The sequence below is a fragment of the Mycobacterium sp. IDUB_19 genome (assembly GCF_055419445.1).
This window is the reverse complement of sequence record NZ_JBVAXR010000046.1, coordinates 1-25,414: the sequence shown is the minus strand read 5'-3', so window position 1 is coordinate 25,414 and position 25,414 is coordinate 1. Positions and strand designations below refer to the sequence as shown.

General features: G+C 63.5%; 23 protein-coding genes and 2 pseudogenes. 15 read left to right on the top strand and 10 right to left on the bottom strand.

Features of this window, described 5'->3' with window-relative positions; all coding sequences use genetic code 11:
* Nucleotides 1-495: 495 nt before the first annotated feature.
* Nucleotides 496-3,423, bottom strand: a complete 2,928-nt coding sequence (locus tag ACZY0B_RS24205; RefSeq protein ID WP_463766771.1) for an MMPL/RND family transporter — start codon at nucleotides 3,421-3,423, stop codon at nucleotides 496-498.
* Nucleotides 3,420-3,842, bottom strand: a complete 423-nt coding sequence (locus ACZY0B_RS24200; RefSeq protein ID WP_463766781.1) for an MmpS family transport accessory protein — start codon at nucleotides 3,840-3,842, stop codon at nucleotides 3,420-3,422. Before ACZY0B_RS24200 ends, ACZY0B_RS24205 begins: the two co-directional genes overlap by 4 nt.
* A gap of 588 nt (nucleotides 3,843-4,430) precedes the next feature.
* Between ACZY0B_RS24200 and ACZY0B_RS24195 the strand changes: the two genes are divergently transcribed.
* The 8 genes from ACZY0B_RS24195 to ACZY0B_RS24160 all read left to right on the top strand — a co-directional run bounded on the left by ACZY0B_RS24195 (nucleotide 4,431) and on the right by ACZY0B_RS24160 (nucleotide 10,366).
* The gene (locus tag ACZY0B_RS24195; RefSeq protein WP_463766770.1) at nucleotides 4,431-4,655 is read left to right on the top strand and encodes a ferric uptake regulation protein; all 225 of its coding nucleotides are present in this window, start codon (nucleotides 4,431-4,433) and stop codon (nucleotides 4,653-4,655) included.
* Between the two features lie 237 nt (nucleotides 4,656-4,892).
* Entirely contained in the window at nucleotides 4,893-6,323 is a 1,431-nt protein-coding gene (gene pdxR / locus ACZY0B_RS24190; protein WP_463766769.1) for a MocR-like pyridoxine biosynthesis transcription factor PdxR, read from the top strand.
* Between the two features lie 80 nt (nucleotides 6,324-6,403).
* Nucleotides 6,404-6,544, top strand: coding sequence for a hypothetical protein (locus tag ACZY0B_RS24185; RefSeq protein WP_463766768.1), 141 nt, complete (start codon nucleotides 6,404-6,406; stop codon nucleotides 6,542-6,544).
* Entirely contained in the window at nucleotides 6,544-7,464 is a 921-nt protein-coding gene (locus ACZY0B_RS24180) for an NADP-dependent oxidoreductase (protein WP_463766767.1), read from the top strand. Before ACZY0B_RS24185 ends, ACZY0B_RS24180 begins: the two co-directional genes overlap by 1 nt.
* Before the next feature lie 100 nt (nucleotides 7,465-7,564).
* Nucleotides 7,565-7,999 (top strand): cupin domain-containing protein, encoded by a 435-nt coding sequence (locus tag ACZY0B_RS24175; protein WP_463766766.1) that lies wholly within the window; start codon nucleotides 7,565-7,567, stop codon nucleotides 7,997-7,999.
* Between the two features lie 72 nt (nucleotides 8,000-8,071).
* Nucleotides 8,072-9,055 carry an NADP-dependent oxidoreductase gene (locus tag ACZY0B_RS24170; RefSeq protein ID WP_463766780.1) on the top strand — a complete coding sequence of 328 codons (984 nt, stop codon included), beginning with the start codon at nucleotides 8,072-8,074 and terminating at the stop codon, nucleotides 9,053-9,055.
* A complete protein-coding gene (locus ACZY0B_RS24165) occupies nucleotides 9,052-9,597 on the top strand; it encodes a RidA family protein (RefSeq protein ID WP_463766765.1) in 546 nt (181 codons plus the stop codon). Before ACZY0B_RS24170 ends, ACZY0B_RS24165 begins: the two co-directional genes overlap by 4 nt.
* Before the next feature lie 10 nt (nucleotides 9,598-9,607).
* Nucleotides 9,608-10,366, top strand: a complete 759-nt coding sequence (locus ACZY0B_RS24160) for an SDR family oxidoreductase (RefSeq protein WP_463766764.1) — start codon at nucleotides 9,608-9,610, stop codon at nucleotides 10,364-10,366.
* Between the two features lie 60 nt (nucleotides 10,367-10,426).
* Here the strand turns inward: ACZY0B_RS24160 and ACZY0B_RS24155 are convergent.
* Nucleotides 10,427-10,643, bottom strand: a pseudogene (locus ACZY0B_RS24155) (IS256 family transposase); the annotation flags it as partial.
* 158 nt (nucleotides 10,644-10,801) lie between these two features.
* Between ACZY0B_RS24155 and ACZY0B_RS24150 the strand changes: the two are divergent.
* The gene (locus tag ACZY0B_RS24150; RefSeq protein ID WP_463766763.1) at nucleotides 10,802-11,176 is read left to right on the top strand and encodes a tautomerase family protein; all 375 of its coding nucleotides are present in this window, start codon (nucleotides 10,802-10,804) and stop codon (nucleotides 11,174-11,176) included.
* Nucleotides 11,177-11,276: 100 nt separating this feature from the next.
* On the opposite strand, the pseudogene ACZY0B_RS24145 reads toward ACZY0B_RS24150, so the two are convergent.
* Nucleotides 11,277-11,441 (bottom strand): annotated as a pseudogene (locus ACZY0B_RS24145) (transposase); the annotation flags it as partial.
* A 186-nt stretch (nucleotides 11,442-11,627) separates the two neighbouring features.
* Between ACZY0B_RS24145 and ACZY0B_RS24140 the strand changes: the two are divergent.
* From ACZY0B_RS24140 to ACZY0B_RS24130, 3 genes are all read left to right on the top strand, one after another.
* Nucleotides 11,628-12,557, top strand: a complete 930-nt coding sequence (locus ACZY0B_RS24140) for an N-acetylmuramoyl-L-alanine amidase (RefSeq protein ID WP_463766762.1) — start codon at nucleotides 11,628-11,630, stop codon at nucleotides 12,555-12,557.
* Nucleotides 12,558-12,811: 254 nt separating this feature from the next.
* Nucleotides 12,812-13,822, top strand: coding sequence for a glycosyltransferase family 4 protein (locus ACZY0B_RS24135; protein WP_463766761.1), 1,011 nt, complete (start codon nucleotides 12,812-12,814; stop codon nucleotides 13,820-13,822).
* Nucleotides 13,819-15,537: a glycoside hydrolase family 13 protein gene (locus ACZY0B_RS24130; RefSeq protein WP_463766760.1), complete on the top strand. Its 1,719-nt coding sequence runs from the start codon at nucleotides 13,819-13,821 to the stop codon at nucleotides 15,535-15,537. Before ACZY0B_RS24135 ends, ACZY0B_RS24130 begins: the two co-directional genes overlap by 4 nt.
* 80 nt (nucleotides 15,538-15,617) lie before the next feature.
* Here the strand turns inward: ACZY0B_RS24130 and ACZY0B_RS24125 are convergent, their stop codons facing one another.
* The 3 genes from ACZY0B_RS24125 to ACZY0B_RS24115 all read right to left on the bottom strand — a co-directional run bounded on the left by ACZY0B_RS24125 (nucleotide 15,618) and on the right by ACZY0B_RS24115 (nucleotide 19,226).
* Nucleotides 15,618-17,558 carry a potassium transporter Kup gene (locus ACZY0B_RS24125; protein ID WP_463766759.1) on the bottom strand — a complete coding sequence of 647 codons (1,941 nt, stop codon included), beginning with the start codon at nucleotides 17,556-17,558 and terminating at the stop codon, nucleotides 15,618-15,620.
* A gap of 258 nt (nucleotides 17,559-17,816) precedes the next feature.
* On the bottom strand, nucleotides 17,817-18,275 hold the full coding sequence (locus tag ACZY0B_RS24120; protein ID WP_463766758.1) for a cyclic nucleotide-binding domain-containing protein: 459 nt from the start codon (nucleotides 18,273-18,275) through the stop codon (nucleotides 17,817-17,819).
* A gap of 75 nt (nucleotides 18,276-18,350) precedes the next feature.
* Nucleotides 18,351-19,226 carry a patatin-like phospholipase family protein gene (locus tag ACZY0B_RS24115; protein ID WP_463766757.1) on the bottom strand — a complete coding sequence of 292 codons (876 nt, stop codon included), beginning with the start codon at nucleotides 19,224-19,226 and terminating at the stop codon, nucleotides 18,351-18,353.
* A gap of 182 nt (nucleotides 19,227-19,408) precedes the next feature.
* Between ACZY0B_RS24115 and ACZY0B_RS24110 the strand changes: the two genes are divergently transcribed.
* On the top strand, nucleotides 19,409-19,879 hold the full coding sequence (locus tag ACZY0B_RS24110; protein WP_463766756.1) for a glucose-6-phosphate dehydrogenase: 471 nt from the start codon (nucleotides 19,409-19,411) through the stop codon (nucleotides 19,877-19,879).
* A 4-nt stretch (nucleotides 19,880-19,883) separates the two neighbouring features.
* On the opposite strand, the gene ACZY0B_RS24105 is transcribed toward ACZY0B_RS24110, so the two are convergent.
* Nucleotides 19,884-21,977 carry a diguanylate cyclase domain-containing protein gene (locus ACZY0B_RS24105; RefSeq protein ID WP_463766755.1) on the bottom strand — a complete coding sequence of 698 codons (2,094 nt, stop codon included), beginning with the start codon at nucleotides 21,975-21,977 and terminating at the stop codon, nucleotides 19,884-19,886.
* 64 nt (nucleotides 21,978-22,041) lie between these two features.
* Nucleotides 22,042-22,941, bottom strand: coding sequence for a universal stress protein (locus ACZY0B_RS24100; protein ID WP_463766754.1), 900 nt, complete (start codon nucleotides 22,939-22,941; stop codon nucleotides 22,042-22,044).
* A 127-nt stretch (nucleotides 22,942-23,068) separates the two neighbouring features.
* Between ACZY0B_RS24100 and ACZY0B_RS24095 the strand changes: the two genes are divergently transcribed.
* Nucleotides 23,069-24,487: an SDR family NAD(P)-dependent oxidoreductase gene (locus ACZY0B_RS24095; protein WP_463766753.1), complete on the top strand. Its 1,419-nt coding sequence runs from the start codon at nucleotides 23,069-23,071 to the stop codon at nucleotides 24,485-24,487.
* 41 nt (nucleotides 24,488-24,528) lie between these two features.
* On the opposite strand, the gene ACZY0B_RS24090 is transcribed toward ACZY0B_RS24095, so the two are convergent.
* Nucleotides 24,529-25,068, bottom strand: coding sequence for a restriction endonuclease (locus tag ACZY0B_RS24090; protein ID WP_463766752.1), 540 nt, complete (start codon nucleotides 25,066-25,068; stop codon nucleotides 24,529-24,531).
* Between the two features lie 189 nt (nucleotides 25,069-25,257).
* On the opposite strand from ACZY0B_RS24090, the gene ACZY0B_RS24085 reads away from it, so the two are divergent.
* Nucleotides 25,258-25,413: a hypothetical protein gene (locus ACZY0B_RS24085; RefSeq protein ID WP_463766782.1), complete on the top strand. Its 156-nt coding sequence runs from the start codon at nucleotides 25,258-25,260 to the stop codon at nucleotides 25,411-25,413.
* Nucleotide 25,414: the final 1 nt, after the last annotated feature.

Below are 25,414 nucleotides of genomic sequence, written 5' to 3'. Positions count from 1 at the left end.
CAACGCCGGCGCCAATTTCCCGCCGGGGCAGCGTTGCCCGCTACCGCTCGAGCAGTACCCGAAAGATGTGGCGGACTGGTGTGGCGAAGGCCCAGGCCTCGCGAGCTCGACGCCCGCGACTCCCACGAGCTCGACAGGCCCTACGAGCCCCGTGAGCCCAACGGGTCCTACCAGCCCGACGAGTTCTACCAGGCCGACGAGTCCTGCCACCCCGACGAGTTCTACCAGCCCGACGAGTTCTACCAGCCCGACGAGTTCTACTACCCCGACGAGTTCTACTACCCCGACGAGTCCTACCACCCCGACGAGTCCTGCGAGCCCCGAGCAGTAGATCGTGAGCGTTGGCGCCGTCAAGACCCGCAAACACCACCGCTGGTAACGAGCGGGACTGAACCCGAACGAGGCGGAACGACGCCGTTGTTCAGCAGTCCGAATTTCCTGGTAGAGCATCGGTTGAGCGGCACGCATCCTCGGCGCGTGCTGTGCCGCAGGGCGTTACGTCTGCGGATCCGGCGGGCCCGCGTGCCGCGGCTGGTACAGCAGTGCACGAACCAGCGGGCGCGGCCCGATGGACCGGAGCATCTGGCTGGCCGGGCGGACCCGTACCCGCTTCGGCCACCAGAACCAGCGTCCCATCACCGTCATGATCGACGGCGTGATGAGCGATCGGACGACGAAGGTGTCGAACAGAAGGCCAATGCCGATCGTGGTGCCGAATTGGCCGATCGCCCGGAGATCGCTGGTGATCATCGTGCCCATGGTGACGGCGAACACCACACCGGCGGCAGTCACCACCGGGCCGGTGACACCCATGCCGCGGATGAGTCCCGTTTTCAGGCCGGCTCCGATCTCCTCCTCGATCCGGGACACCAGCATCAGGTTGTAATCTGACCCCACCGCCAAGAGCACGATTAACGCGAATTCGGTTGCCACCCAGTGCAACTGGAAATTAAGAAGGTGCTGCCAAATCAGTGTCGAGAACCCGAAGGCCGCTCCCAGTGACATCACGATCGTTCCGACGATGACGCCCGCAGCGACCAAAGCGCGGGTGACGATCACCATGATGATGAAGATGAGCACGATCGAGGCCACCCCGGCGATCATCAGGTCGTACTTAGCGCCGGTGGCGATGTCGGAAAACGTTGCGGCAGTACCGCCGAGGTACATGTCGGCGTTCTGCAGCGAGGTGAGTTTCAGCGCCTCCTTGGCCGCTTGTCGCTCCTGAGCGACGGACGCGATTCCTTCCGTCGTCGCCGGATCCACTGCGTGAGTGATGATGAAGCGAGCGGCCTTGCCGTCCGGCGACACCATCAAGCTCAACCCCAGCTGGAAGTCCGGGTTCTGGAAGATCTCGGGCGGCAGGTAGAAGAGGCTCTCCACCTGAGAGTCGTTGAAGGACTTGCCCATTACGGCGTTCGTGTCGGTCAGCCGGTCGAACTGATCGATCAGACTGTCGAACGAGCTGTAGATGGTCAGCGTCGTATCCCGGATCGCCTTCGAGGTGGCGATATTCTCGGGAATAATCGCCAGCAGTTCGTGCGTCGCCTTAGCCGTGTCGCCGAGGTCTTTCGTGAGATTGTGGAACTGCTCGGCGAGCTGATCGAATCCGTCCAGGGCGTCGAACAGACTTCGTAGCGACCAGCAGATCGGGATGTCGAAGCAGTGCTTCTCCCAATAGAAGTAACTGCGAATCGGTCTCCAGAAGTCGTCGAAATCCGCGATGTGGTCTCGGATTTCATCCGTGATAGCCGCGGTGCTCGCCGCGGTTTTCGAGCTATCGTCCGCGGCGTTCGCGAGCTTCTTAGTCACGTCGTACTGGCGCTCTAATAGGGCGATCTGGGTGTCGAGGAAACCGGTGATCTTCTTGAGGTCGGCGACACGGTCCTTCAGGTAGCTGAGGTTGTCGCGGATGGGCGCGCTCTGCACGCTGAGCTGAAACGGAATGGATCCGTCTTGAATTGGCGGGCCGAGTGGCCTGGTGATGCTCTGCACCCGTTCGATGCCGGGCACCCGGAAGATGGCTCCAGCAATCTTGTCCAGGACCAGCATGTCGGTGGGATTGCGCAGATCGTGGTCCGATTCGATCATCAGAAGGTCCGGATTCAAACGGGCCTGGGTGAAGTGTTGATCGGCCGCGGTGTACGCCTGAACCGAGGACGCACTCTTCGGTAGGTAGTACAGGTCGTTGTAGCGCGGGTTGAAGCCCATCAATCCCAGGGCGCCGACGATCGCCAGGATGACGGAGGTGGCGAGGATGGGCGCCGGCCACCGCACGATGGCCGTCGCCAGGCGGCGCCACCGGGTGTAGTTGAACTTTCGCTTCGGATCGAATAGACCAAAGCCGCTTGCGAACACGATCAGCGCCGGTGTCAGGGTCACCCCGGCGGCCACCACCACCAGCAGACCGATTGCGCACGGAAACGCCAGCGAACTGAAGTAGGGCAGCCGAGTGAAATGCAGACAGGCCAGCGCCCCGACGATCGTCAAACCCGAGCCCAGCACCACCTTGGTAACCCCGGCGAAGGTGTCGTAGTAGGCGGCTTCGCGGTCTAGACCCCGCTCGCGCCCCTCCTGGTAGCGGCCCACCATGAATATCGCGTAGTCGGTCCCGGCCGCGATGGCCAGCGCCGTCAGCAAGTTGACGGCAAAGGTCGACAGCCCCATGATGCCGGTGTCGCCCAGCAGCGCTACCACGCCTCGGCCGGTGGCCAGTCCGACGAACAGAATCACCATTGTCAGCAGCACGGTGCCGATGGACCGATAGACGAACATCAGCATGATCGCGATGATGATGACGGTGATGATCGTCATCTTGAACAGGCTCGCGTTACCGACAACGATCGTGTCGTCGGTCAGGGCTCCCTGACCCGCGACGTAGGCCTTCACCCCCGGCGGCGGCTTCGAATCCGCGACGATCTGGCGAACCGCGTCAACCGACTTGTCGCCGACGGCGCCGCCCTGGTCGCCGCGCAGGTTGACCTGGACGTAGGCGGACTTGTGGTCATAGCTCTCGACACCCGATGCCGTAAACCGCTGCCCCCAGAAATTCAGTGCATGCTCGACGTGTGTGGTGTCCTGCTTCAGCTTCTTGACCAGATCGTCGTAGTACCGGTGAGCCTCCTCGCCGAGAGGTTTCTCCCCGACCAGGGTCACCAGGACGAGGTTGTCGGAGTCGTACTCCTTGAATTTCTCCCCGATGTGCTTCATCCCGGTCACCGAAGGCGCATCGGATGGCGAGAGCGGCACCGAGACGTCCTCGGCAACCTTCTCCAACTGTGGGACGAAGACGTTGACGCCGACCGCAAGCAACAGCCAGAACACAACGATCGGCAGCGCCAGGACGTGGATGGCGTGGGCCAGACGCGGTTTGCGCTCAACTTCGGTGTGTGGCGCGACGGGGATTTCGTCCGTGTCGTCGGTCACGCGGATTTGTCCAAGCAGGAGACCTGCGCGTCACGCGTGTTGACCTGTTGTTGATCGACCAATTTGCCGTCGACGGTGATCCGGCAGCCGATGGAGGGGCCGTCACCTTGGGCGACGACGTAGGCGAAGATGCCGGGCATCTCGGCGACGATGGTCTGCGACCACGGCAACGTGGTGAAGTTGGCCTTCTGCGGTTGTGCATCCGCATCCATCCAGTTGACGACGCCGGTCGTCCCGGGCGGTCCCAGGATTTCGTAGATGGCGGTCTTGGCCGCGTACGGCGGGGTCGCATCCCGCGGATCGGGCTTGGGCACGCCAGGTCCTGGGAAGACGCCGTTAAGTCTGTCCACCGCAACGCCGCCGATGATCAGTGCCACGACCACGACCAGCGGAATCCATACCCGCTTGAGAAGCCTCAACACGGTGCCCCCCGATTAATGCCCGACGGGCTGATTTTATTGGATCTCGTCGCGTTCGCCACCGCTAGCCGAACGCCATAGCTGCCGAGTTAATTCCTGCGGTGCGCCGTCGCGTTCGGAGCCGCGCCGCCCGCCCGCCCGGGCAGAGGCTGCACCGCTCGTTGTGCCCCACCTGATCAGTTTGCTAGGCGACGTGACGCCAGGGTGGTCTACTCGCGTGCGGACAGCACAAAGCGACGCTCAACGGAGCGATACACACGATGGCGTTGCCAGGCGAAAGGCCCTCGGAGACAGTTGCTGAGTCGGAGACATGGAAACATTTTGCGCTGCAGGCGATTTCGCTGTGAGGCTGATTTTCCGCCCATCGACCCGTTGCCCGTCGATGTCATTGAAATGACCGCGCGGTCGTGTCGACCCGCGGCGATAGCGAGAATCGACGACGGCTGAGTAGTTTCAGAAAGTAATTAATTCGCAGGCGCAAACGATGTTGCTTTGAAGCGCACGCCATCTGTTTTGCGAGACGTCGATTGTTCGCCGTCGATCTGAAACCAGCACCGATTTAGGGCGATGGCGCGTACTCTGAGCTGCATGGCTACCAAGGCCAAGGTCAAGATGAAGACCTGCGTACATTGCGGCCACACGTTCGATCCGAACGACCGACGGCGTGACCTGTCCGATCCGGACTGGCTTCCGGCCGCATCAGTTTATTGTTCGCATGATTGCAGTGACCGATACCATTGCGAAATGGGGCACTGCTGCTCGACCCACGTTAAAAAGAAGGCTCAGCGCGACGCCGCCAAGACGGCGCGATGATGCGCACTTCCACCGGATCAGCGGACTAGCCACTTTCTGCAACGAGTTGGCTATTTTGAAGCGTAACTTCGCCATTCGGGAGCTTAAGAATATATACGCGAGCGGATTGAGGGCCCGCGCCAATGCATCAGGTAGAACTGGTCGGGTAGCGGGGTCGCCGCCCACGGCTGGTCATCTCCCCATGCTTCGCGGGTAATCTGCCCACGCCCCAGGAACACTACAATCGCCCCACTGGCAATGACCACGAGCACTGACATGCACGCAACGACCGGATCACAAAGCTCGGTCGCCGGGTTGGATCTCTACCTGGATCGCCCCGGCGGCAGGGTGCGTGACGGTGTGATGGAAGCCATTCGCGACGCCATCCGTTCGGGGCGCTTGCTTCCGGGCATCCAGTTGCCCTCGAGTCGCGCACTGGCCGCCGACCTCGGTGTCGCGAGAAACACCGTTGCCCGTGCGTACGCCGAACTCATCGCCGAGGGCTGGCTCACATCACAACAGGGCTCGGGCACGTTGGTTTCCCAACGTGCGGCCGAAGTCGTCCGGTCCGTCGCTTCACTTCCCAAGCGACGCACAGAGCGGCAGTTGGACCACGACTTGCGACCGGGACATCCGGACCTGTCGTCGTTTCCACGGACGGAGTGGAGTGGTGCGGTCAAGCGCGCGTTGAACGCTGCACCGTTCGAGGCGTTCGGCTACACCGACCCACACGGGCGACCGGAGCTTCGCGGCGCCCTTGCCCAGTATCTTGCTCGTGCTCGGGGAGTTCGGGCCCGACCGGGCAACATCGTCATCTGCAGCGGCGCTGCTGAAGGATTGAACCTCGTGGCCGGCGCGCTGGCAGAAGCCGGGGTCGCCGCCGTTGCCGTCGAGGAATTTGGCCTGCACACACAGCGGGCGCCGCTGGCTCGAGCGCGGTTACGTTGCCCCCCACTGACAGTGGACTCTCATGGCGCCGACGTCATGGCGCTGGACGGCATGGCAGATGCGGGTGGTGTGCTGCTCACACCGTCGCACCAGTTCCCGCTTGGCGTGCCTTTGCATTCCGACCGCCGCGCAGCGGTCGTTGATTGGGCGCGACGTACCGGCGGACTGATCATCGAAGATGATTACGACGGCGAATTCCGCTACGACCGCAGCCCTGTCGGGGCGCTGCACGGCATCGATCCCGAACACGTCATCTATATGGGGACGGCAAGTAAGTCGCTGGCGCCGGGGCTTCGGCTCGGGTGGCTGGTGTTGCCGGACCGACTGGTCCGTGCGGTAGGCCGGCAGAGGGGTGAACGCGAGGAGACCTCCGGCTTCGTCGACCAGTTAGCGATGGCCGAGTTTATTGCTTCCGGTTCCTATGACAGACACATTCGGACCATGCGCGCCCAGTACCGGCGCCGGCGCGAGGAACTCGTCGCCGCAGTTGCCCGGTCGTCACCGAAGACCACCGTTGCAGGAATGCCCGCGGGTCTGCAGGTGATGCTTGAGCTTGCCGGGGCCGACGAGAGCGCGCTGTCACGTCAACGTGCGTGGCGACGGCTCGGCGTGGAGGGTCTTGATTTGTTTCGCCATCCCGAAGCCGGCAGCAAGCGGAACGGCTTGGTGGTCGGGTTTGCCGCGCCCGCGCCGAGCGCATGGTCAGCGGCGTTGGATGCCCTGATCCGACTGCTGCCCTGAAACATCTGGCTCAACTGGCCCCATTTCGCCGCACCCAAGTGGCCCACGATCAGCGCGATACCGCGATTAGCGTTCCAAGCATGATCGTCGCCGGCAGCGCCAAGATCGCCGATCTGCTGTGGGTTAGGTCGGCCCTCTTCGAGCTCGAGGGCGAAGCAGCGACTGAAGCTGGCGAGCGGGCGGCTGACCCGACAACAACCCACATCAGGAAGGACCTGTAATGCGAGCCATCACTGTTTCAGATCGTGACGCCGGTGTCGCTGGCCTCTCGCTGACGGACCTGTCCTACCCCCAGGCGGCCGACAACGACGTCGTCGTGCGGGTGCATGCCGCGGGTCTCACACCCGGGGAGCTCGACTGGCCGCACACTTGGATCGACCGCGCGGGTCGTGACCGGACACCGAGCGTGCCCGGCCACGAGCTGTCGGGTGTTGTGGTTGAGCTGGGTTACGGCAGCACCCTTTTGAGCGTCGGTCAGCGGGTGTTCGGGCTCGCCGACTGGGCTCGCAACGGCTCGCTCGCGGAGTACACCGCTGTGGAAGCCCGCAATCTCGCACCGCTGCCGATGGACATCGACCATACTGTCGCCGCGGCGCTGCCGATCTCTGGATTGGCCGCCTGGCAGGGCCTGTTCGACCACGGCCGCCTCGCCGCCGGACAAACGGTTCTGATCCATGGCGCCGCGGGTGGGGTCGGGTCGATCGCGGTGCAGCTGGCTCGTGAGGTCGGTGCGCGGGTCATTGGCACCGGCCGGAAAGCAGACCGGGACCGGGCGTTGGAGCTCGGCGCCCACACCTTCCTCGACCTGGAGACCGAAAAGCTAGAGGATGCAGGCGAAGTCGATGTGGTGTTCGATGTGATCGGCGGAGAGGTCCTCGCCCGATCGGCCACTCTGGTGCGGGCTGGCGGAACGCTCGTCACCATCGCCGAGCCGCCGAAGACCCAGCCGCACGACGGGCGGGCAATTTTCTTCCTTGTCGAAGCCGATCGCGCCCAGCTCGCCGACCTTGCCAAGCGAGTACGGGATGGACGCCTCAAACCGGTCGTTGGCGCCGTGTTGCCACTTGCCGAAGCTGCCGCCGCATTCGCTCCCGGCAAGCGCATCCCTGGCAAGACGATCCTGCGCGTCGCCGAAGAGTGAAAAGGGTTGTCGTGAGGCGGCTTCGCATCCACGCGGTTCATCCCAAATCGTGCGATCACATCAGCTAGTCGTCCAGGCGTCCCAAGGGAAAGTAGCCAAAATGGCCCTCAAAACACCACTCGCCGCACTGACGGTTGCGGTGATGCTCGCGCCTGCGGCCCACGCCGAGCCGACGCCACCGAATTCGGATCAAAACCCGGTTGTCCGACCAGTTTTCAATCAACCTACCAATGTTCCGGGCAAATCACTTGAAGCAGTGACCGTCAGCTATCTCCCCGGAGCTAAAAGCGGAGCTCACCACCACGCGAAATCCGCGTTCATCATGGCGTACGTGATATCCGGAGTGATCCGTAGCCAAGTCGAAGGTGAGCCTGCACGCGTCTACCACCCCGGTGAGACGTGGAGCGAAGCCCCCGGCGCCCACCACACGATCAGTGAAAATGCCAGCGCCACCGAACCCGCTGAATTGCTCGCGGTCTTCCTGCTCGATACCGGAGACGGCCCGCTCACCAAGGACGACAACACGAATGAGTAGGTACCCGCCAGACCCTATCTGGGCTGTCCGGATCGACGTGGACAACGACTGGCCGGTCGTCTCGCTGTGACCATGCTTGTAGCGGGGGTCCGCACGCTCGGCGGCAAAGTGGAGATGCTCGAAGTGGACGAGCCGCGACCGTTGACAGCCGACGAGGTCCTCATCGATATTCGCAGCGCTGGGGTTGGTAACTGGGACAACATCATTCGCACCGGCCGTTGGGACGTTGGCACGAGGCCGCCGCTGGCGCTCGGCGTCGAGGCTGCCGGGGCCATCAAGGCCGTTGGCGCTCACCCGAGCGGATTCAGTGTGGACGACGAGGTGCTGTGCCACCCAGTGCCGCTGCGCGACCAAGGCACGTGGGCGCCCTATCTGATCGCACCCGTCGGATCGCTCGCCCGTAAACCGCGCGAGGTCTCGTGGGAGACCGCAGCGATCTTTCCGGTGCCGGCGCTGACCGCCGAGCAGGTGGTCGGCGAGGCGTTGGCGCTTCACGGTGGAGAAACGTTGCTCGTTCATGGCGCGGGTGGAATCACCGGCGGGCTCATCGTCCAGCTGGCCGCCCTGCGCGGGGTCGATGTGCTCGCCACTGCCAGCCCCCGCAGCGCCGACCGAGTCCGCGCGAATGGCGCCCGCGAAGTAATCGACTACCGCGATCCGATGTGGCCACAACACGCAAGGGCGCTGGCGAAGGGCGCTGTCGACGCCGTCGCCAATGCCGCCCCCGAGGGTGTTGCTGCGGCGATGACCGCGCTTGCCGATGGTGGCCGGCTGGCCACCATCACCCCCGACCCGCCTGCATCCACCCGCGGCATCAGCGTAACCGCGGTTTACGTCCGTTCCGACGGCGCTCAGCTCGACCACCTGGCCGCGCTACTCGACTCTCATCGGTTGAGCATGCCAACTCCGCGTTCCTGCAGCCTGGATCAGGCCGCCTACGCCCTCGCACAAGTCGTCGCAGGCCACGAGTCCAGCGGAGTGGTGATCACGAAAGACATCTCGCGAAGTTGCCATCACACGCCGAAAACCTCACACCACCAAGGAGTCTCGAGATGACCACAATTACCCCGATCTTCACCGGAGTGGCCGCTCACATCGCCAAATACGCTGACGTCATCGCCGTATCCAGTTGTGGCACACAGGTTTTCGTCTCCGGAACGCCGGGGCTGCGCGAAGACGGCACCCCGCCTGAGGACTTCACCGACGAGGCCCGGCAGTGCTGGGCCAACGTCGAGGACGCGCTCGACGACGCCGGCGCGAAGCTCATCGACATTGTCTACATGCGCCAATGGCTCACCAGCCGTGACAATGTGCCTGGCGGTGAGCCAAGAGATCATCCACCACCAACCCGCCGCCATGCTCAGCATCATCGACGGGCTGGTGTGGCCCAACCTGCGCGTGGAAGTCGAGGTCACCGCCATCCTGCCGGCATGAGCGATCCGAGCGCCAAGAGCACTTCCCGTCGCGTCGACACCGACGTCGCGGTCAGCGGCGCGGGTCCGGCCGGACTTGCGGTGCCCGGCGGCTCCAAAGGATCCGGTTGCCACGAGAACGGACATGGCCGGCCGCAACTGGTAACCAGCCAAACGCAACTCTGAAAGGTTCATCATGAAGGTCGTAGTCATTGGCGGGCGTGGGTTGATCGGCTCGAAAGTAGCGTCCAAGCTCAGCGCGCAGGGACACGACGTGATCCCCTCCTCACGCCGATCAGGTGTCGATTCACTCACCGGTGAAGGCCTCGCCGACGCCGTCGCCGGTGCGGATGTCCTGGTCGACGTCGCCGATTCACCGTTGTTCGACGATGAACCTGTGATGCACTTCTTCACAACCACGACCACGAATCTTCTTGCTGCTGAACAGGAAGCGGGAGTCAAACACCATGTGGCGTTGTCGGTGGTGGGCGCGCAGACCATGCCAGATAGCGGCTACAACACCGCGAAGGCGGCTCAGGAAAACCTGATCAAGGATTCGGGCCGGCCCTATTCGATCGTGCGAGCAACTCCGTTCTACGAATTCGCTGTTGGCTTGGCCGATTCCGCGACAGACGGAGACATTGTCAGGTTGCCACACGCGTTGTTCCGTCCTATCGCCGCCGACGATGTCGCCACCGCCGTTGCCCACGCAGCTGTCGGGAGCCCTATCAACGGAGTAACGGAGATCGCTGGACCCGAAGCAATGGGGATGGACGACTTTGTCCGCACGGGCCTTGCTGCCAATGGTGATCAACGTCGGGTCGTGACTGATGCCCAGGCGCCGTACTTCGGTGCGGTGATCGACGATCACAGCCTCGAGCCCGACGAGAACGCCACCATCTTCACTACTCGATACTCCGACTGGATCGAGGCATCCTCCAGCCGCCGCATGTAGGACTGTCCTCATCAACCATCCACCGGGGAGGAATTGTCAATACCTGTGGATCGGGGTGTCTCAGGCGACCTCCGTTCCGGTCATGGCGGCCGGTTCGGGTGGGGTGATGCCGGTGGGCCGTTCGAGTAATCGCCTTGCGTGTCACCGCCCGGACCGGACCAGGGCGACCAAATGAGGGGCGTTGACGGGCCGCCCAGCGGGTCGGTGCGGCATCGATCAGCCTGTAGGCCTTCGCAACCCCGGCGGCACGCGAGCCAGGGCCTTTCGCGACTTTGGTCTCGTTGGCCTCCTCGGCGCCGTGAACTCGGTTCTGATCATTGCTCTCGCCCGACCGCTAGACCGCCCTAAGATATTTTGACCTGTGGCCGTTCACCTGCAGCAAGCAAGGCTGTCGGCTTTAAACCTCAGTCAACTCTGCACCCCCAGGAGGATATTTTGCCGTTTGCGCGTATCGACCTGTTGCAAGGAAAAACTTCGGAGTATCGCGCCGCCGTGGCCGACATCGTTTACCAGGGGATTGTCGGCGTGCTGAAGGCGCCGGAAGGGGACCGCTTCATCGTTATCGGCGAGCATCCCCCCGATAATTTGATTTACGACCCCCACTTTCTCGGCTGGAATCGATCACCGGACTTCATCTTGATCCAAGTGACTAGCACTGTCGGAAACAATAAAGATTCCAAGCTTGCCTTCTTCCGATTCATAGCCCACGAACTGAAGAGCAAGCTCTCCGTCCGCCCTGATGACGTCATGATCAACTTGGTCTTCGTTGACCGCTCGGATTGGTCATTCGGCAATGGCGAACCGTGGTAACCAGCGGTTCATCGTCCGACGCGATCGTCGAGACAAATATTGTCAAGACCTGTTGATGGGGTGTTTCAGGCGACCTCCGTTCCGGTCGTGGCGGCGGTGGAAGCACCGGGGCGGTCATTCCGCGGCGGCGGCAATCGCGCAGCAGATCAGCCCACGACTCGGTGGACTCCCGATACCCGTCGGTAATCGCCACCAGCTCTTTGCGGCCATCGGCACGCACCCCGATCATCACCAGCAGGCACAGTTTGGTCTGCTCGAGGCCCACGGGGGAAACGTGGCCTCGGCCGGGAGCATGTCCAGGTACTCGTTGCGGGAGAGAACAATCGTCGGTGCCGGCGTGGACATACCTTCGACATAGTGGTGGCGAGTAGCGGGGGGACCGTCCAACATTTAGCAGCTCGATGATTTCTGCCGCCTTGACGGCATCGAGGCGCCACACCACGGTGCCCTCATGGAACTGAACGTCGGCCGCGCCCGGCTCGATAAGGAACTGGTGAGTCGTTGCACCGTGAGCCGATCGCCTTTTGCTGCCCCGTTTCGACCATTCGTCAATATAGCGTTCAGAATTCGCGCCACGAATGGCTTCGCGCCGACCGCGGCACTTCGTATGGTGTTCGTAGTGGACACAGTCACTTCTGGCCAGCACGATGCTGCTCCCGAGCCCGTCAACCGTCGCCGGCTGCTCCGGCTGCTCGGTGGTGCAGGGGCGGCGGCGATCGCCAGCGGGTGCGTGCGCTCGCAATCTGTGGCTGAGCCCGCGGGTCCGACGACTGCGTCCGCTTTGCCGCTCAGCGCGGCGTCAGCTGTGATGCTGTGTCGAGATGCCTGGGGTGCTCGTCCCGCCCGAGCCGGCGGCAGGCCTCACACCATTACCCGCATGACTCTTCACCACGAGGCCGTCGTCTTGGGCGACAACCGCAACGCCCCAGGCCGCTTCCGTCAGGACCAGCTCTACCACCAAGACAAGCTGGGATGGGTCGACATCGCTTATCACGTCGGCATTGATCGCGACGGCAACATCTATGAATTGCGCACGCCGCAGATCGCGGGTGACACCGCGACGGACTACGACACGACAGGGCACTTCCTAGTCCTCTGTGAAGGAGACTTCGATAAAGAAGTCGTCTCCGAAGCCCAACTTCACGGAGCCGCTCTCGCCTTCGCATGGGCCACCCAAACGTTTCACATCGCCACCGACACCCTGGCCGGCCACCGCGATGTAGCCCAAACCGCATGCCCGGGCGCAAACCTGTACGCCCATCTTTCCTCGGGAGACCTCAAGCGCCGCATCAACGATCTAGTGGCCGCTGGACCCGTAAACCTCCAACGCATCTGTGGGACCGATGCGGCGGCAACTGTTGCCGCTATCGAGGCCGGCTAATCGACGGTGTCCCGCAAAGACAACGGTGTCGTGGATCTCAGGCAACGGCTTCCGGTCCACGGCGTCGCTTCGTATCCGTGTGGGCACCCGAGGACTGGTTCACCGGAAACCACGTGCCGACGGTTGGTGACATGCTGCGAACGAACCAGCTGCCGCACCTCCTCGCGGATGACCTTCCGTGCCGGATGAGCAGAGGCGGCGCGGGGTAGCCTGAGGACATTCCCATCCAAGGCGAGGTCGGCGGCGCGATCCGAGTGGCTGTACTGGCGCCGATCGCGTGGAGGACACCACCTCGCCACTACGGGCCGTGGGAGCAGTTCGCCTCGTTGCTCACCGAGGGGCTGGTGGCTGCGGGCCATCACGTCACGCTGTTCGCCACCGCAGACTCGATCACCACGGCCACCCTGTCCGCCACCGCGCTGTGTGGGTGGTCTGAAGACGCGACGATCGACGCCAAGGTCGCAGAGTGCTTGCACATCGCCTCCGTGTTCGAGCGCGCCGACGAGTTCGACGTCATTCACAACGGGTTCGACTTCCTGCCGCTCACATACAGCGATCTGGTGGCCACACCGGTGGTCACCACGATCCACGGGTTCTCGTCCGACCGGATCATTCCTGTCTACGAGCGTTATGACGGCGCAGGCGCGTATGTGTCGATCAGCGACGCCGACCGACACCCAAAGCTGCACTACGCCGCCACTATTCATCACGGCATCGATATCGACACGTTCGCGATCCATCCAAGCCCCGGCGAGCACCTGCTGTTCTTCGGACGGATCCATCCCGACAAGGGCACCGCCCAGGCGATCGAGGTCGCCCGCCGGTGTGGCCGTCGGCTCGACATCGCCGGGATCGTCCAGGACGAGGAGTACTTCCGTAACGAGGTCGCGCCGCACATCGACGGCGAGCACGTCCGCTATCTCGGCCCCGTTGATGCGTCTGCGCGCGCCGAGATACTGGGCGGAGCGGATGCGCTGCTGCACCTGATCGACTTTGACGAGCCGTTCGGCTACAGCGTCGTCGAGGCGATGGCCTGTGGCACGCCGGTGATCGCCAACTCGCGAGGCTCAATGGGGGAACTTGTCGAGCACGGGGTCACCGGATGTCTGGTCGACGACATCGATTCGGCGGTGGCCGCGGTCGCTGCAGCCGGCGATCTGGACCGGCGCAGGATCGCCGAGCGCGCGGCCGACCGTTTCACGGTCGCCACCATGATCGACAAGTACGTCAAGGTCTACCGTGACGTCATTGCGAATCGGAAATGAAGGCGCGGCGCGATCCTGCGTGGTGGAAGTCTGCTGTCGTCTACCAGATCTATCCGCGCAGTTTCGCCGACTCGAGCGGCGACGGGATCGGTGACCTGGCCGGCATCATCGGGCGGCTCGACTATCTACGGGCGCTCGGCGTCGATGTGATCTGGTTGTCGCCTATCTACCGTTCGCCGCAGGCCGACAACGGCTACGACATCAGTGATTATCGCGACATCGATCCGCTGTTCGGCACCCTGGCCGAGTTCGACGCACTGCTCGCCAAGGTGCACGAACTCGGGATGAAACTGGTGATGGACCTGGTGGTCAACCACACCTCGGATGAGCACCCGTGGTTCGTCGAGTCGCGATCTTCGCGCGCCAGTGCCAGGCGGCATTGGTACATCTGGCGCGACGCTCGTGACGGTGCCGAGCCGAACAACTGGGGTTCATTCTTCTCCGGCCCGGCGTGGCAGCGGGATCCCGCCACCGGCCAGTACTACCTCCACCTGTTCGACCGCAAGCAACCGGACCTGAACTGGGAGAACCCACAGGTACGAAAAGCTGTGCAGGACATCATGGTTTGGTGGCTCGACCGCGGTGTCGACGGCTTCCGGATGGACGTCATCAATTTCATCTCCAAGACCGAGGGCCTGCCCGACGCACCGGCGATCCCGGGACACCCGTTCGTCATCGCCCTCGAGCAGTTCGCCGATGGCCCGCACGTGCATGAGTACCTCGCCGAGATGACCCGCGAGGTCTTCGGCCGCCGCGACGGCGAGTTCATGACGGTCGGCGAGATGCCGGCGGTGACGCCCGAACAAGCGCAGCTCTACACCGATCCGGCCCGCGGTGAGCTGGACATGGTCTTTCAGTTCGAGCACATGGCCGTCGATCAGAGCCCGACGAACAAATTCGACTACCGCGGTCTTGACCTGGTCGTCCTGAAGCGGTCGCTCCATCGGTGGCAGGCGGCGTTGGCGGACACCGGTTGGAACGGCCTGTACTGGAACAACCACGACCAGCCCCGAGTCGTGTCCCGGTTTGGTGACGACGCCCCGGACTACTGGGCGGCCTCGGCGAAGGCGCTGGCAACGATTCTGCACGGCATGCGCGGCACCCCGTTCGTGTATCAGGGCGAGGAACTCGGAATGACGAACTACCCGTTCCGAATTCCACAGGACCACAAGGACCTTGAGGCCGTCAATTACCACCGGAATGTGGTTGAACTCGGTGGGCACGAAGGAGCGGCGTTGGCCGCTCTGGCCAAGATCAGTCGTGACAACGCCCGCACACCTATGCAATGGGATGCGGGACCGAACGCCGGCTTCAGCACCGGCGACCCGTGGCTGCCGGTCAACCCGAACTACACCTGGCTCAATGCCGCAGCCCAGATCGACGCAACGGATTCGGTTTTCGCGCACTACCAAGCGCTCATTCGTCTCCGTCACGAATCGGCCATCTGGGTCGATGGCGACTTCACTCCGCTGATGGCGGAAGACCCGCAGATCTGGGCGTACACCAGAACCACGCCTGAGAGGAAACTCCTTGTCGTCGCCAACTGCGGACGCGGTCGGCAGACCGTCGAGGTCGGCCCAGAATGGATCGGGGCCGACCTGCTGCTCGGCAACCTCCCCGGCACCCCAGCCACGTCGACGTCAACGTCTCTGGACCTGGCCGGCTGGGACGCGCGCATCTACTCATGCCGCGCGGGCGTCGACCCGGTCCGCTGAAGGGCAGAAGACGAGCTGCGCAATGTTCGCCGGGTTACCGACGACGGGGTCGCCCCTGCGGGTAGCCGGCCGTTAGGCCTCTAGATCTCTATCCGCGAACCCATGACCACCGTGCGGTCGGGCGGCAGTCCGAAGTAATCGGCGGCGTCGGCAGCGATGTAGGAGGTCGCGATGAACAACTGCTTGCGCCAACGTGCCATGTTCGGCGCCGTACCTTTGGTCAGTTCGAGCTTGGACAGGAAGTAGGAAGCGTCGTCGACGGCGATCGTGCCTTCGGTCCGCGCCGGGTCCAGTAGGCGAAGCACGCCAAGGATATTCGGCTTTTCCATGTACCCGAAGTGCGCGGTGAGATGGATGAGCCCGTCCTTGGCGTAGCCGAGAGCATCGACTTCCGTTCGCTCGGAGTCTGGTACGCGGGGCACCGGCAGCGTGTCGATCGCCATGATCACCACGTGTTCGTGCAGCACGCGATTGTGTTCGACGTTTGCCCTCATCGCCAGGGGTGTGGTCTCTTTTCCGCGGTTGAGGAATACCGCCGTGCCGGGGATGCGCAGCAATGGAGGCTGATGGTCGGCGAGATGATCGACGAACTCACCCAGCGGTCCCTCCGCCCGCTCCCGGGCTCGGGTGACAATCTCTTGCCCGCGTTGCCATGTCGTCATCACGGTGAAAGCAACCACGGCGATCAGGAGCGGCAGCCACGCGCCATGGACCAGTTTGGTCAGGTTCGCAGCCAGGAACATCAGATCCACCAGCAACAGGGCGCCGGCGCCACTCAGCACCAGCCAAAGCGGCGTCTTCCACCTCGTCCGGGCGATGTAGAAGAACAGCAGTGTGGTGATGGTGATGGTGCCTGTCACCGCCATACCGAACGCATAGGCCAACGCCGCCGAACTACGGAAGGCGAACACCAGGATAAGCACCGCGACCATGAGCAGGCCGTTAATCCACGGCACGTAGATCTGGCCTATCGTCGACTCCGAGGTGTGCGTTATCCGCAATCTCGGCAGATAGCCGAGACGAGCGGCTTGCGACGCCACTGAATAGGCCCCGGTGATTACCGCCTGGGAGGCGATAACCGTTGCGGCGGTTGCTAATAACACCATCGGTAACTGTGCCCAGCTCGGGGTGAGCAAGAAGAACGGGGCGCTTACGGCGGACTCGTCACCTAATAGCAGCGCCCCCTGGCCGAGATAACTGAGAGCGCAGGCCGGCAGCACGAGAAATAGCCAGCCCCAGGTGATGGCCTGCCGACCGAAATGACCCATGTCCGCGTATAGCGCCTCCGCACCGGTGACCGAGAGTACGACTGCGGCGAGTGCGAAGAACGCAATATCGAAGTGCCCGAACATGAACGTCACCGCATAGATCGGCGAGAGCGCCGTTAGGATTTGCGGATGGTCGATGATGCCTTTCACGCCGCAGGCACCGATCGACGCGAACCAGACGATCATCACCGGCCCGAACAGTCGACCGACAGTGGCGCTGCCATAGCGCTGAACCGCGAACAGCGCAAAGATGATTACCGCGGTGATCGGGACGATCCATTCCGCGAGGGACGGCTGGACGACCTTGAGACCCTCCACCGCCGATAGCACCGACATCGCAGGGGTGATCATGCTGTCGCCGAAGAACAGCGCGGCGCCAAAGATACCCAGCGCGGCCAGTGTCGCGAGGGTGCGACGCCGCTCTGCCCCGCCCCAACGCCGCACCAGCGTGATGAGCGCCATGATGCCACCCTCGCCATCGTTGTCGGCGTGCATCACCACGGTGACGTAGGTCAGCGTGACGATGATCATCACCGACCAGAAGATCAGTGACACGATGCCGTAAATGTTGCTGGTATTGAGCGGCACCGGGTGCGGGTCGTCAGGGTTGAAAACCGTCTGGATGGTGTAGATCGGACTGGTCCCGATGTCGCCGAAAACGACGCCCAGCGCGCCGACCACGACGGCCAGGCGAACAGCCTCCGCGCCGCCGACCGTGCGAAGCGGTGACGCGGTTTCTGAACTTGTGTGCACGGTGAGGTCCTCGTTCGGCGGCACCGCACCTTGTCATCGCGTGATTGGATGCGGCATCGACGGTTGCGGTGTGGCGGATAGATCCTAAACCGGCCACGACCGTCTGCGCCCAGCCATCACGCCGGCGTTCACCGGCTCGTCGATGCGATCACACCTCGAGAGGTTCCGGCGGCATCGGTCGGGACCCGATTCGGTCGGGACGGTTCTTGACGCCGTCCAGACCGGAAAACGAAACCGCTGGCCGCGCGATGGGTCTTTTTAGACGAGGCCGTAAATATCCAACAGTCGAAATCGTGTCGCATCGAGTCGCTGGCCCAGAGTCGAAGCCACTTCCTTTACCAGTTGGTACCCCAGCTCGTGATCCTCTTCGCATTTGCCGCGCAGGCACTTGCCATCTAGCGCGATCAGTCGGGTCGTCTCTACGGCGCGCGCGTCGAACCGAAAGCGATAGGGAGGTATCAACCAAGACCATCCCAGCATGTCGCCGCGACCCAGAGTCTCAATCGTCAAGCTACCGTGACCAGGAGCAACGACTTCGAGCGCAACTTTTCCTTCGCGGATGAGATAGAAGACATCGGCGTCTCTGCCTTCTTGAAAGATGAACTCACCAGCGTTGAAGCGGACGTTTGACGCACATCCGACTACCAATTGATGACAACGCGGGTCCACCCGGGTAAAGAACGGATGCTCAGCCAGAATGCCTTCGAGTGTCTTCATTGCGCTTTCCTTTCCGGGTACGCAGCTCCAGGTTAGGCGCGGGCAATGTGCCTCAGGTGGGGTGGCCGCATACGTTCAGGGGGATGGGGATCCGTACAAGCCCGGACCCGTAATGCGCAGTTGCTCCAGGAACGAGCGCGCGGACACATACGCGGCCTCGATCAACGCGGCAGTGTGTGTGAAGTCAAGTGGCGACAACAGTCTGGGCGCGGGCCCAGGAAGGTAGACGACTGGGATCCCGGCGGCGATCACGGGAGCCTCAAGCACGCACTGTGAGCGCATCGCGACCATCGCCGTGTACAGCAGAATGTCGGCGATGGTGTCCGTCGAACCCGGCAGTTGGCCTGGAAAGTTGCAGTCGAGCACCACTAACGAGCGGGCCCCCATCTCGACCGCTTGGCGCATCGGGACGTTGGCCACCAGACCTCCGTCGTAGAGCTGGCGCCCGTCGAGGTCGACAGATGGGAAGATGCCCGGGATCGCCGTGCTGGCGAGCAGAGCGGGCAGCAGTGGACCGTCACGTACAACGTGTGGCCGAGCGGTGGCGATATCTGTCGTGACTGCGGCGAACGGCAGCTTCAGATCGGCGAATGTCGTTGCCTGCCCGACAAATTCGGTTATCACCGCAGCAAGTCCGGTGTTTGGGAACAGGTACGTCTTGACCCTCTGCAACAGCAAGGCTTGGGCGAGCAAACCGCCCGGGAACACTTGATCTCGCGTCATTCGTGCCCACACGTGCGACAGCCGGTTAACCGCACCCTTCGGGTCCGCGGCGATGACCGCGGCGTTGAGCGACCCAACCGAGGTTCCGGCGACGAGATCGGGAGTGACTTGGCACTCGCTGAGTGCCTGAAGCATGCCCACTTGGATCGCGCCGAGGCTGGCCCCTCCGCCAAGCACGTACCCAACTGGTTTGGGTAGCTCGTCCAGGCCAAGCACCGGACCGTTCACCCAATCAGGCTAGAACACTCATTCACCACAGCTAGGCCGACAGCATCCTTCGCTGCGATATCTGGCGGGGCATCGGCTGCATCTGGCAGCGGTGGCTCAGGGGACCTCCGCCCCGGGAAACCAGCCGTGACCGCCGGTACGGGCGCACAATTGAGGTGTCCGTCTGAAACCTGGGAGCGGCGATGAGCGAGCAACTGTATGACTTCTTCGGCGAGATCTTCCAGCGGTACTTCAGACCCGCCATTGACGTATATCCGGAAATGGGTGGAGCAGTCGTCGAAAGGTTACTCACACTGACTGACCACGTCCCGGACACATTGGCACAAACCCGATGCGCCGCAATGGCATGGGCCAAAGCCGAGACCCCGAACGCCAGGATCGCCTCGGAACTCTTCGTGATCACCCAACACGGACTGATGTATGCCGCTGGGTTGAGCGAGTCGCCCCGGGCGCTGTATTACCTGGCCACGCCGCCCGCGTTGTTCGATCCGTTCGTCGATCAGGTCGACACGGCCAGACTGCATGCGGGTGCGGTCGTAGTCGTGGACAGCCGGTTCGGCCGCGACCTCACGTCCGCGCATCCGATGGACGCCGCGCTGCGCCGGATTCTCGATGAGCACCTGGCGCTGCGGGTGGATCTGCCCGTGCCCTAGTTGATCAATCGATTTCAGTGGGGGGCCGTAGGCGCTGCCGCTTGTCTTCATACATCGCGGCGTCGGCCCGTCTCAACAAATCGTGCGGATCTTCGGGCTCTGTCGCGAGCGCCACTCCAATCGCCGCGCTGATGGTCAGCTGGACGTCTGGGCTGATCGCAATCGGCTCGATCAGCGACTGACGGATCCGGTCAGCCACCACCGCGGCGCCCTCGGCATCTGTCCCCGGCAACAGTACGACGAACTCGTCACCGCCGAGCCTGACCGCGGGCGGGTCCCCAGGATCGGGGCGCCTTACGACGTCACCCCGGATGCGGGTTAGCTCGGCAATGCGCCGCGCAACCTCGCGCAGCACGCAGTCGCCTGCGTCGTGCCCGTACTCGTCGTTGACTTCCTTGAAGTGGTCGAGATCGATGAAGATGGCGGCCACCGGATTAGTGGGTGTCGCTCCTGCGAGCATGGGTGTCAGTGCGCTGCTCAGGTGGCGGCGATTTGGCAGCCCAGTCAGTGAGTCGTGCAGGCCCAGTCGTGCAAGCTTGGCCAGAGCTCGGCTCAGCTGGGCCGATTCGACGTCATATGCCAGCAGTTGTGCCGCCTCCAGGTCGGCGTCTGTCCAAGGTGCGCTCGAGCCGCTGACTCGCTCCAGCCAGGTATCGAATGACTTCCTCGGATTGATCAATCCAGTGGATTCAGCGCGCGGATCGCCCAGCCAGTGGAGCTGCTGCGGACGGTCTCGCCGGAGCCAGACCACAAAGTCGTCCGGCGCGCCTAGCGCCACGAACAAGCAGCCGGCTGCACCGAGAGAGTCAGCTGTCGATTGCTGCAAGCGATCGGTCGCCCAGGGCCCGCCCGGGGATCGGGTGGCGCGGATTTCGCCCGCAAGTCTGCGCACGGCCTCCTCGGATGGCGCTGCGCCAATTGATCGGTATTGCCCGTCCGCAGATGCGGCCGCGCTGTCTGCTTGGCAGAGCTCCAGCAGTTCGCCCGAAGCCGACGTGAGTCCCTCGGCTATAGCGGGCGCGCTCTGCATTGCTGCCCTGAGCCGGGTCCGGATTGCTGCGCGTCCGGCCGCATCGCTCAGTCTGGAGATCTGTTCAGCTGCAGAGACTTGGAGTTTTGCCTGCAGGACTAGCAGTTCACACGACCTACGCTTCGAGCGCGAGAGCCATTGGGGCGTTTCAGATATGCACGAGACGAGCCTTGTCAGCCGGCCTCCCTCGATCATGGCGAACGAAACGCTGGCGGCGGTCTTCATGTTGCGCATGTATTCAAGGTGGAAGGGGGAAACGCTGCGTAGCGCAGCGCGGCTCAGGTCAAGACTTGTGCCGGCCATGCGCGGCGATGCAATCAAGACGACGTCGCCCTCGTCGACGTCGGGTATGTAGCGCGACGCTTTGCGCGTGTAAATCTGGCGCGCTTGGGGTGGAATGTCGCTCGCCGGAAAGTGATGCCCGAGGTATCGGACCAGTCCTGGAAGCCGATCCTCGGCGACGATCTCTCCGTGCTCGTCCTCATGGAACCGATAGACCATCGCGCGGTCGAACCCCGTCAGTGCGCGCAATTCGCTCGCAACGGCCGCTTCAACTTCGGGCACGCTCGTCGCCTCGCCGATCGCCTGTGAGGCATAGAGAACCGGGACGAGGTTGGCTTGATCATCCCCGCGCGCCCTCTCGATCTCGATAACGATCTGCCCGCCGACTTGATGCAGAATCACGTCGACCTTGCCGTCGGATCCAGCTGCCAGGCGCATTCCATACAGATCGGGTGACGAAGGCCGGTAGCCGGTCTGCTTGATCGCTTGCTCAAGCCGCTGCTGTTCATCGGGGCAGAAGATGCTCATCACCGGCGAATCGAAGAGACGATCCGGCTCCGCGCCGATCAACTCAGGGGTGTTGGCGCTGGCGTACGTGATGCGGCGATCGTGCAGATCGGCGGCAACCAGCGCGCCGTGGGCTTGTATTCGGCCGGACAGGTGCAGCTGCTCGCTCGCGCAATCGGGCAGCGCCTGCGCTGTGTTGTCACGAAGGGGCAGTGAAGGGCGCGGTCCTCCTGCCCGAGGCGAATCGGCCCCGGGACCGTGCTCCTTTGCATGGTCCACTCTCGAAGAATAGGGGTCGTGTCTGCCGGCGGTGCACAACAGTCGGACGTCCGTACGGCGCCCGTCAGGACTGACGCGCCACGATCACCGGGATCTTGGCCCTGTTGACCACCGCCGCGCCGACCGATCCGAGCAACCTGCCACTGGACCAGCCGCAGCCGTGGCTGCCGACCACAATCAGTTGCGCGCGTTCGGACGCCTCGAGCAGCCAACGTGCGGGATCACCAATTTCGATTCTTCGACGGATCCCCACAACGGGATAGCGTTCGTGCCAACCCGCCAGCCTTTCAGCGAGCGTCTCCTCCTCCTCGGATAGCTGAGCGTCCCATTTGGAGTCTTGGAACAACACCTTGGAGCCGAAAACCCGGGGATCAGTCCAGGCGTGCAAGGCCATGAGGGCCACACCTCGTCGGGAGGCTTCCTCGAATGCGATAGCGGTCGCCGCTTCCGATGCCGGCGAGCCGTCGATGCCCACCAGCACCGGCGCCCGTGCGACATCGCCGACGATTGCCCAGTCGTCATGGATCACGGCGACCGGGCAATGCGCGTGGTAGACCAATGCCGAACTCACCGAGCCCAGGAAGCTGCGCGCCAAGGCGCCGCCATGTCCCCGGTAGCCGACCACGACCATGTCCACCTCTGCGGAGAGGCCGACGAGCGTAGGGACGGTGGCCGAATGAAACACATGGCTATCGATCTGCACCGGATCGCACTCACCAGTGCTCTCCTCGGCGACCTTGATCGCCGACTCGATGAAATCGTGTGCCCGCTGCTCCTGCCGTTGCCTGAAGCCGGCCAGGGCGGCGACCTCGAACCACTCCGGTAAGGAGGCGTCGACCACATAGACCAGAGTCAGCGGCACATCCCGCAGCGCAGCATCACGGGCCGCCCACCGGACGGCACCCAGTGCCGCTGCCGAGCCATCAATGCCTACCAAGATCGAGCCACGTGGTGGTTGCCACATTTCAGTTCTTTTCCGATCGGCTACTTACTCACCGAAGGATCGCTCAGGGAGGCCGTGACTGTCAGGGCCGAAGAGATGCAAGCCGAAGGACCAAAGGCACCGAGCGGTCACGCCGTACCCTTCACACGTGAATGCGATCGACCCGGACAAGCTCAACATTTGCCTGCAGGTACTGGCCGACATCGAGTCGTTGCCGCCCGAGCATCCCGATGCCGTCACGGTGCGGCGGGCCACGGCGGGCATATTCAAGTCAGTCAAGAAGGCCCGCCGCGATGCCAAGCGTGACGCAGTGGCAGCCGCCGACCACGGCGTGACCGCCGCTACCGCCACCGGAGCGCCCGGCCGCATCGACGACGAGACTCGGGGCCTGCCATTGGTGTCGACTGCGGTTGGCGCCATCGCAGGCACGTTGCTCCGGTCACGCGCCTGCTACATGTGCAAGAACCGCTACACGGTGGTCGACGCCTTCTACCACCAACTCTGCCCGGAGTGCGCCGCGCTCAACCGTGCCAAGCGCGACGCTCGAACCGACCTCGAAGGTAAGAGCGCCCTGCTCACCGGTGGCCGCGCGAAGATCGGCATGTATATCGCGCTGCGACTGCTACGCGACGGCGCCCACACGACCATCACCACCCGTTTTCCGAACGACGCCGTGCGCCGCTTCACGACGATGCCCGATAGTGCCGACTGGCTGCACCGGCTACGCGTCGTGGGCATCGACCTGCGCGACCCAGCCCAGGTCGTCGCGCTCGCGGACACCGTGGCCGCGCAGGGCCCGCTGGACATCCTGATCAACAACGCCGCCCAGACGGTGCGCCGGGCTCCCGGCTCCTACGCGGCGCTCGTCGAGGCGGAGCGGACCCCGGCGCCGCAACTCGTCGACGTGATCACGTTCGACCGCGTCAGCGACGCCCATCCCGCGGCACTCGCCGGAAGCCTCGCAGCGCACCAAACTCCGCATGCCGTGACCGAACTGGCCCTCGCCGCCCGAAGCGCGTCTCCGGACCGGATCGCCGCGGGCACCGCCATAGACGCGGGTGGCCTGCTGCCCGATACCGCGCCCATCAACAGTTGGACCCAACGCGTGCACGAGGTCGACGCGATGGAACTGCTCGAGGTTCAGCTGTGCAACCAGACCGCGCCGTTCATTTTGGTGAGCCGCCTGCGCCCGGCGATGGCCGCTTCACCCTCCCGCCGCAAATACGTCGTGAACGTGTCTGCGATGGAGGGGCAGTTCAGCCGCGCATACAAGGGCCCGGGCCATCCGCACACCAACATGGCGAAGGCCGCACTGAACATGCTCACCCGCACCAGCGCCGAAGAGATGCTGGTGCAGGACGGCATTCTTATGACCGCCGTCGATACGGGCTGGATCACCGACGAGCGTCCACACCCGACGAAGCTGCGGCTCGCCGACGAGGGTTTCCATGCCCCGCTCGACCTCGTTGACGGTGCCTCTCGCGTGTATGACCCAATCGTCCGCGGGGAGTCCGGCGAAGATCTGTACGGCTGCTTCCTCAAGGATTACTCGCCGAGCAACTGGTAGCTACGACGCGTGGCTAAAGCTTTGCGGCTGAATCCAATTCGTCAGTCACGCAACGCCTTTCCCGTGGGCGCGGGGACCCAGCTTTGCAACGCTTTGCGTCCGATCAATTGGCAGCCGTGCGTGTAGGCCAATTGCTTTGCAGCAGAGGTGAACTCCTGATTGCTCACCACGATGCTGCGCGTGCAACCGTGATGACGCGCACCCGCTACCACCTGTTGAACGGCGGCGACACCGATCGCTTTACCGTGCCGCTTGCACTGGACCGCGGCATACTGGCCGTCTTTTTGCGCGATCAGGTCGACGCCGTAGTCGCCGACGGCAGGGGTGAAGGTGACCTGCCAGCCGGCGCGCTGCATGCGTGTGGCGACGTAGTCCTCAAACTCGACGCCGTTCATCGCGTCAATCTCCCCGATCCCCGTATCGGTCCGCAGTCGCCACCGCGACCGACGGTAGGCCGGTTGTATCAAAGCCGCGAAAAGCAGCCCACAACAAGCTCCAGCCAGGCCTAGCGAGACGCGGTGCCCCAAGAAGCCGAGAAGGAGCCCGAAGTAAAGCGGGAGAAAGACGAATGCGGTCTTCATGGCGTGGAACGGTCTCGCAAGCCCCGGAGGCCTGTCGCGGAAGCGATTACCGAAGACACCGTGTACATGAGCCGATGATAGGGATGAGCAACGACAACAGGCGCCGTGCAAGCCCGTCGAGGTGAAGGGCGTGACCTCACAAGACGGGCTAAACTTCACGGCACCGTGCGGCCGACCGAAGGGGGCGTCGTGGCCGATGAATTGAATGTGGATCTCGTTGCCCTGCACGTCGGGAGCAACCACGTGCTCAACGGGATCGGTGAGGCCGCTGAGACTGCAGAAATGTTTCGTAACGGCCAGCCCGAAGACATTTCCTTACTTCCGGACATCGGCGAAGCGCTGTAGT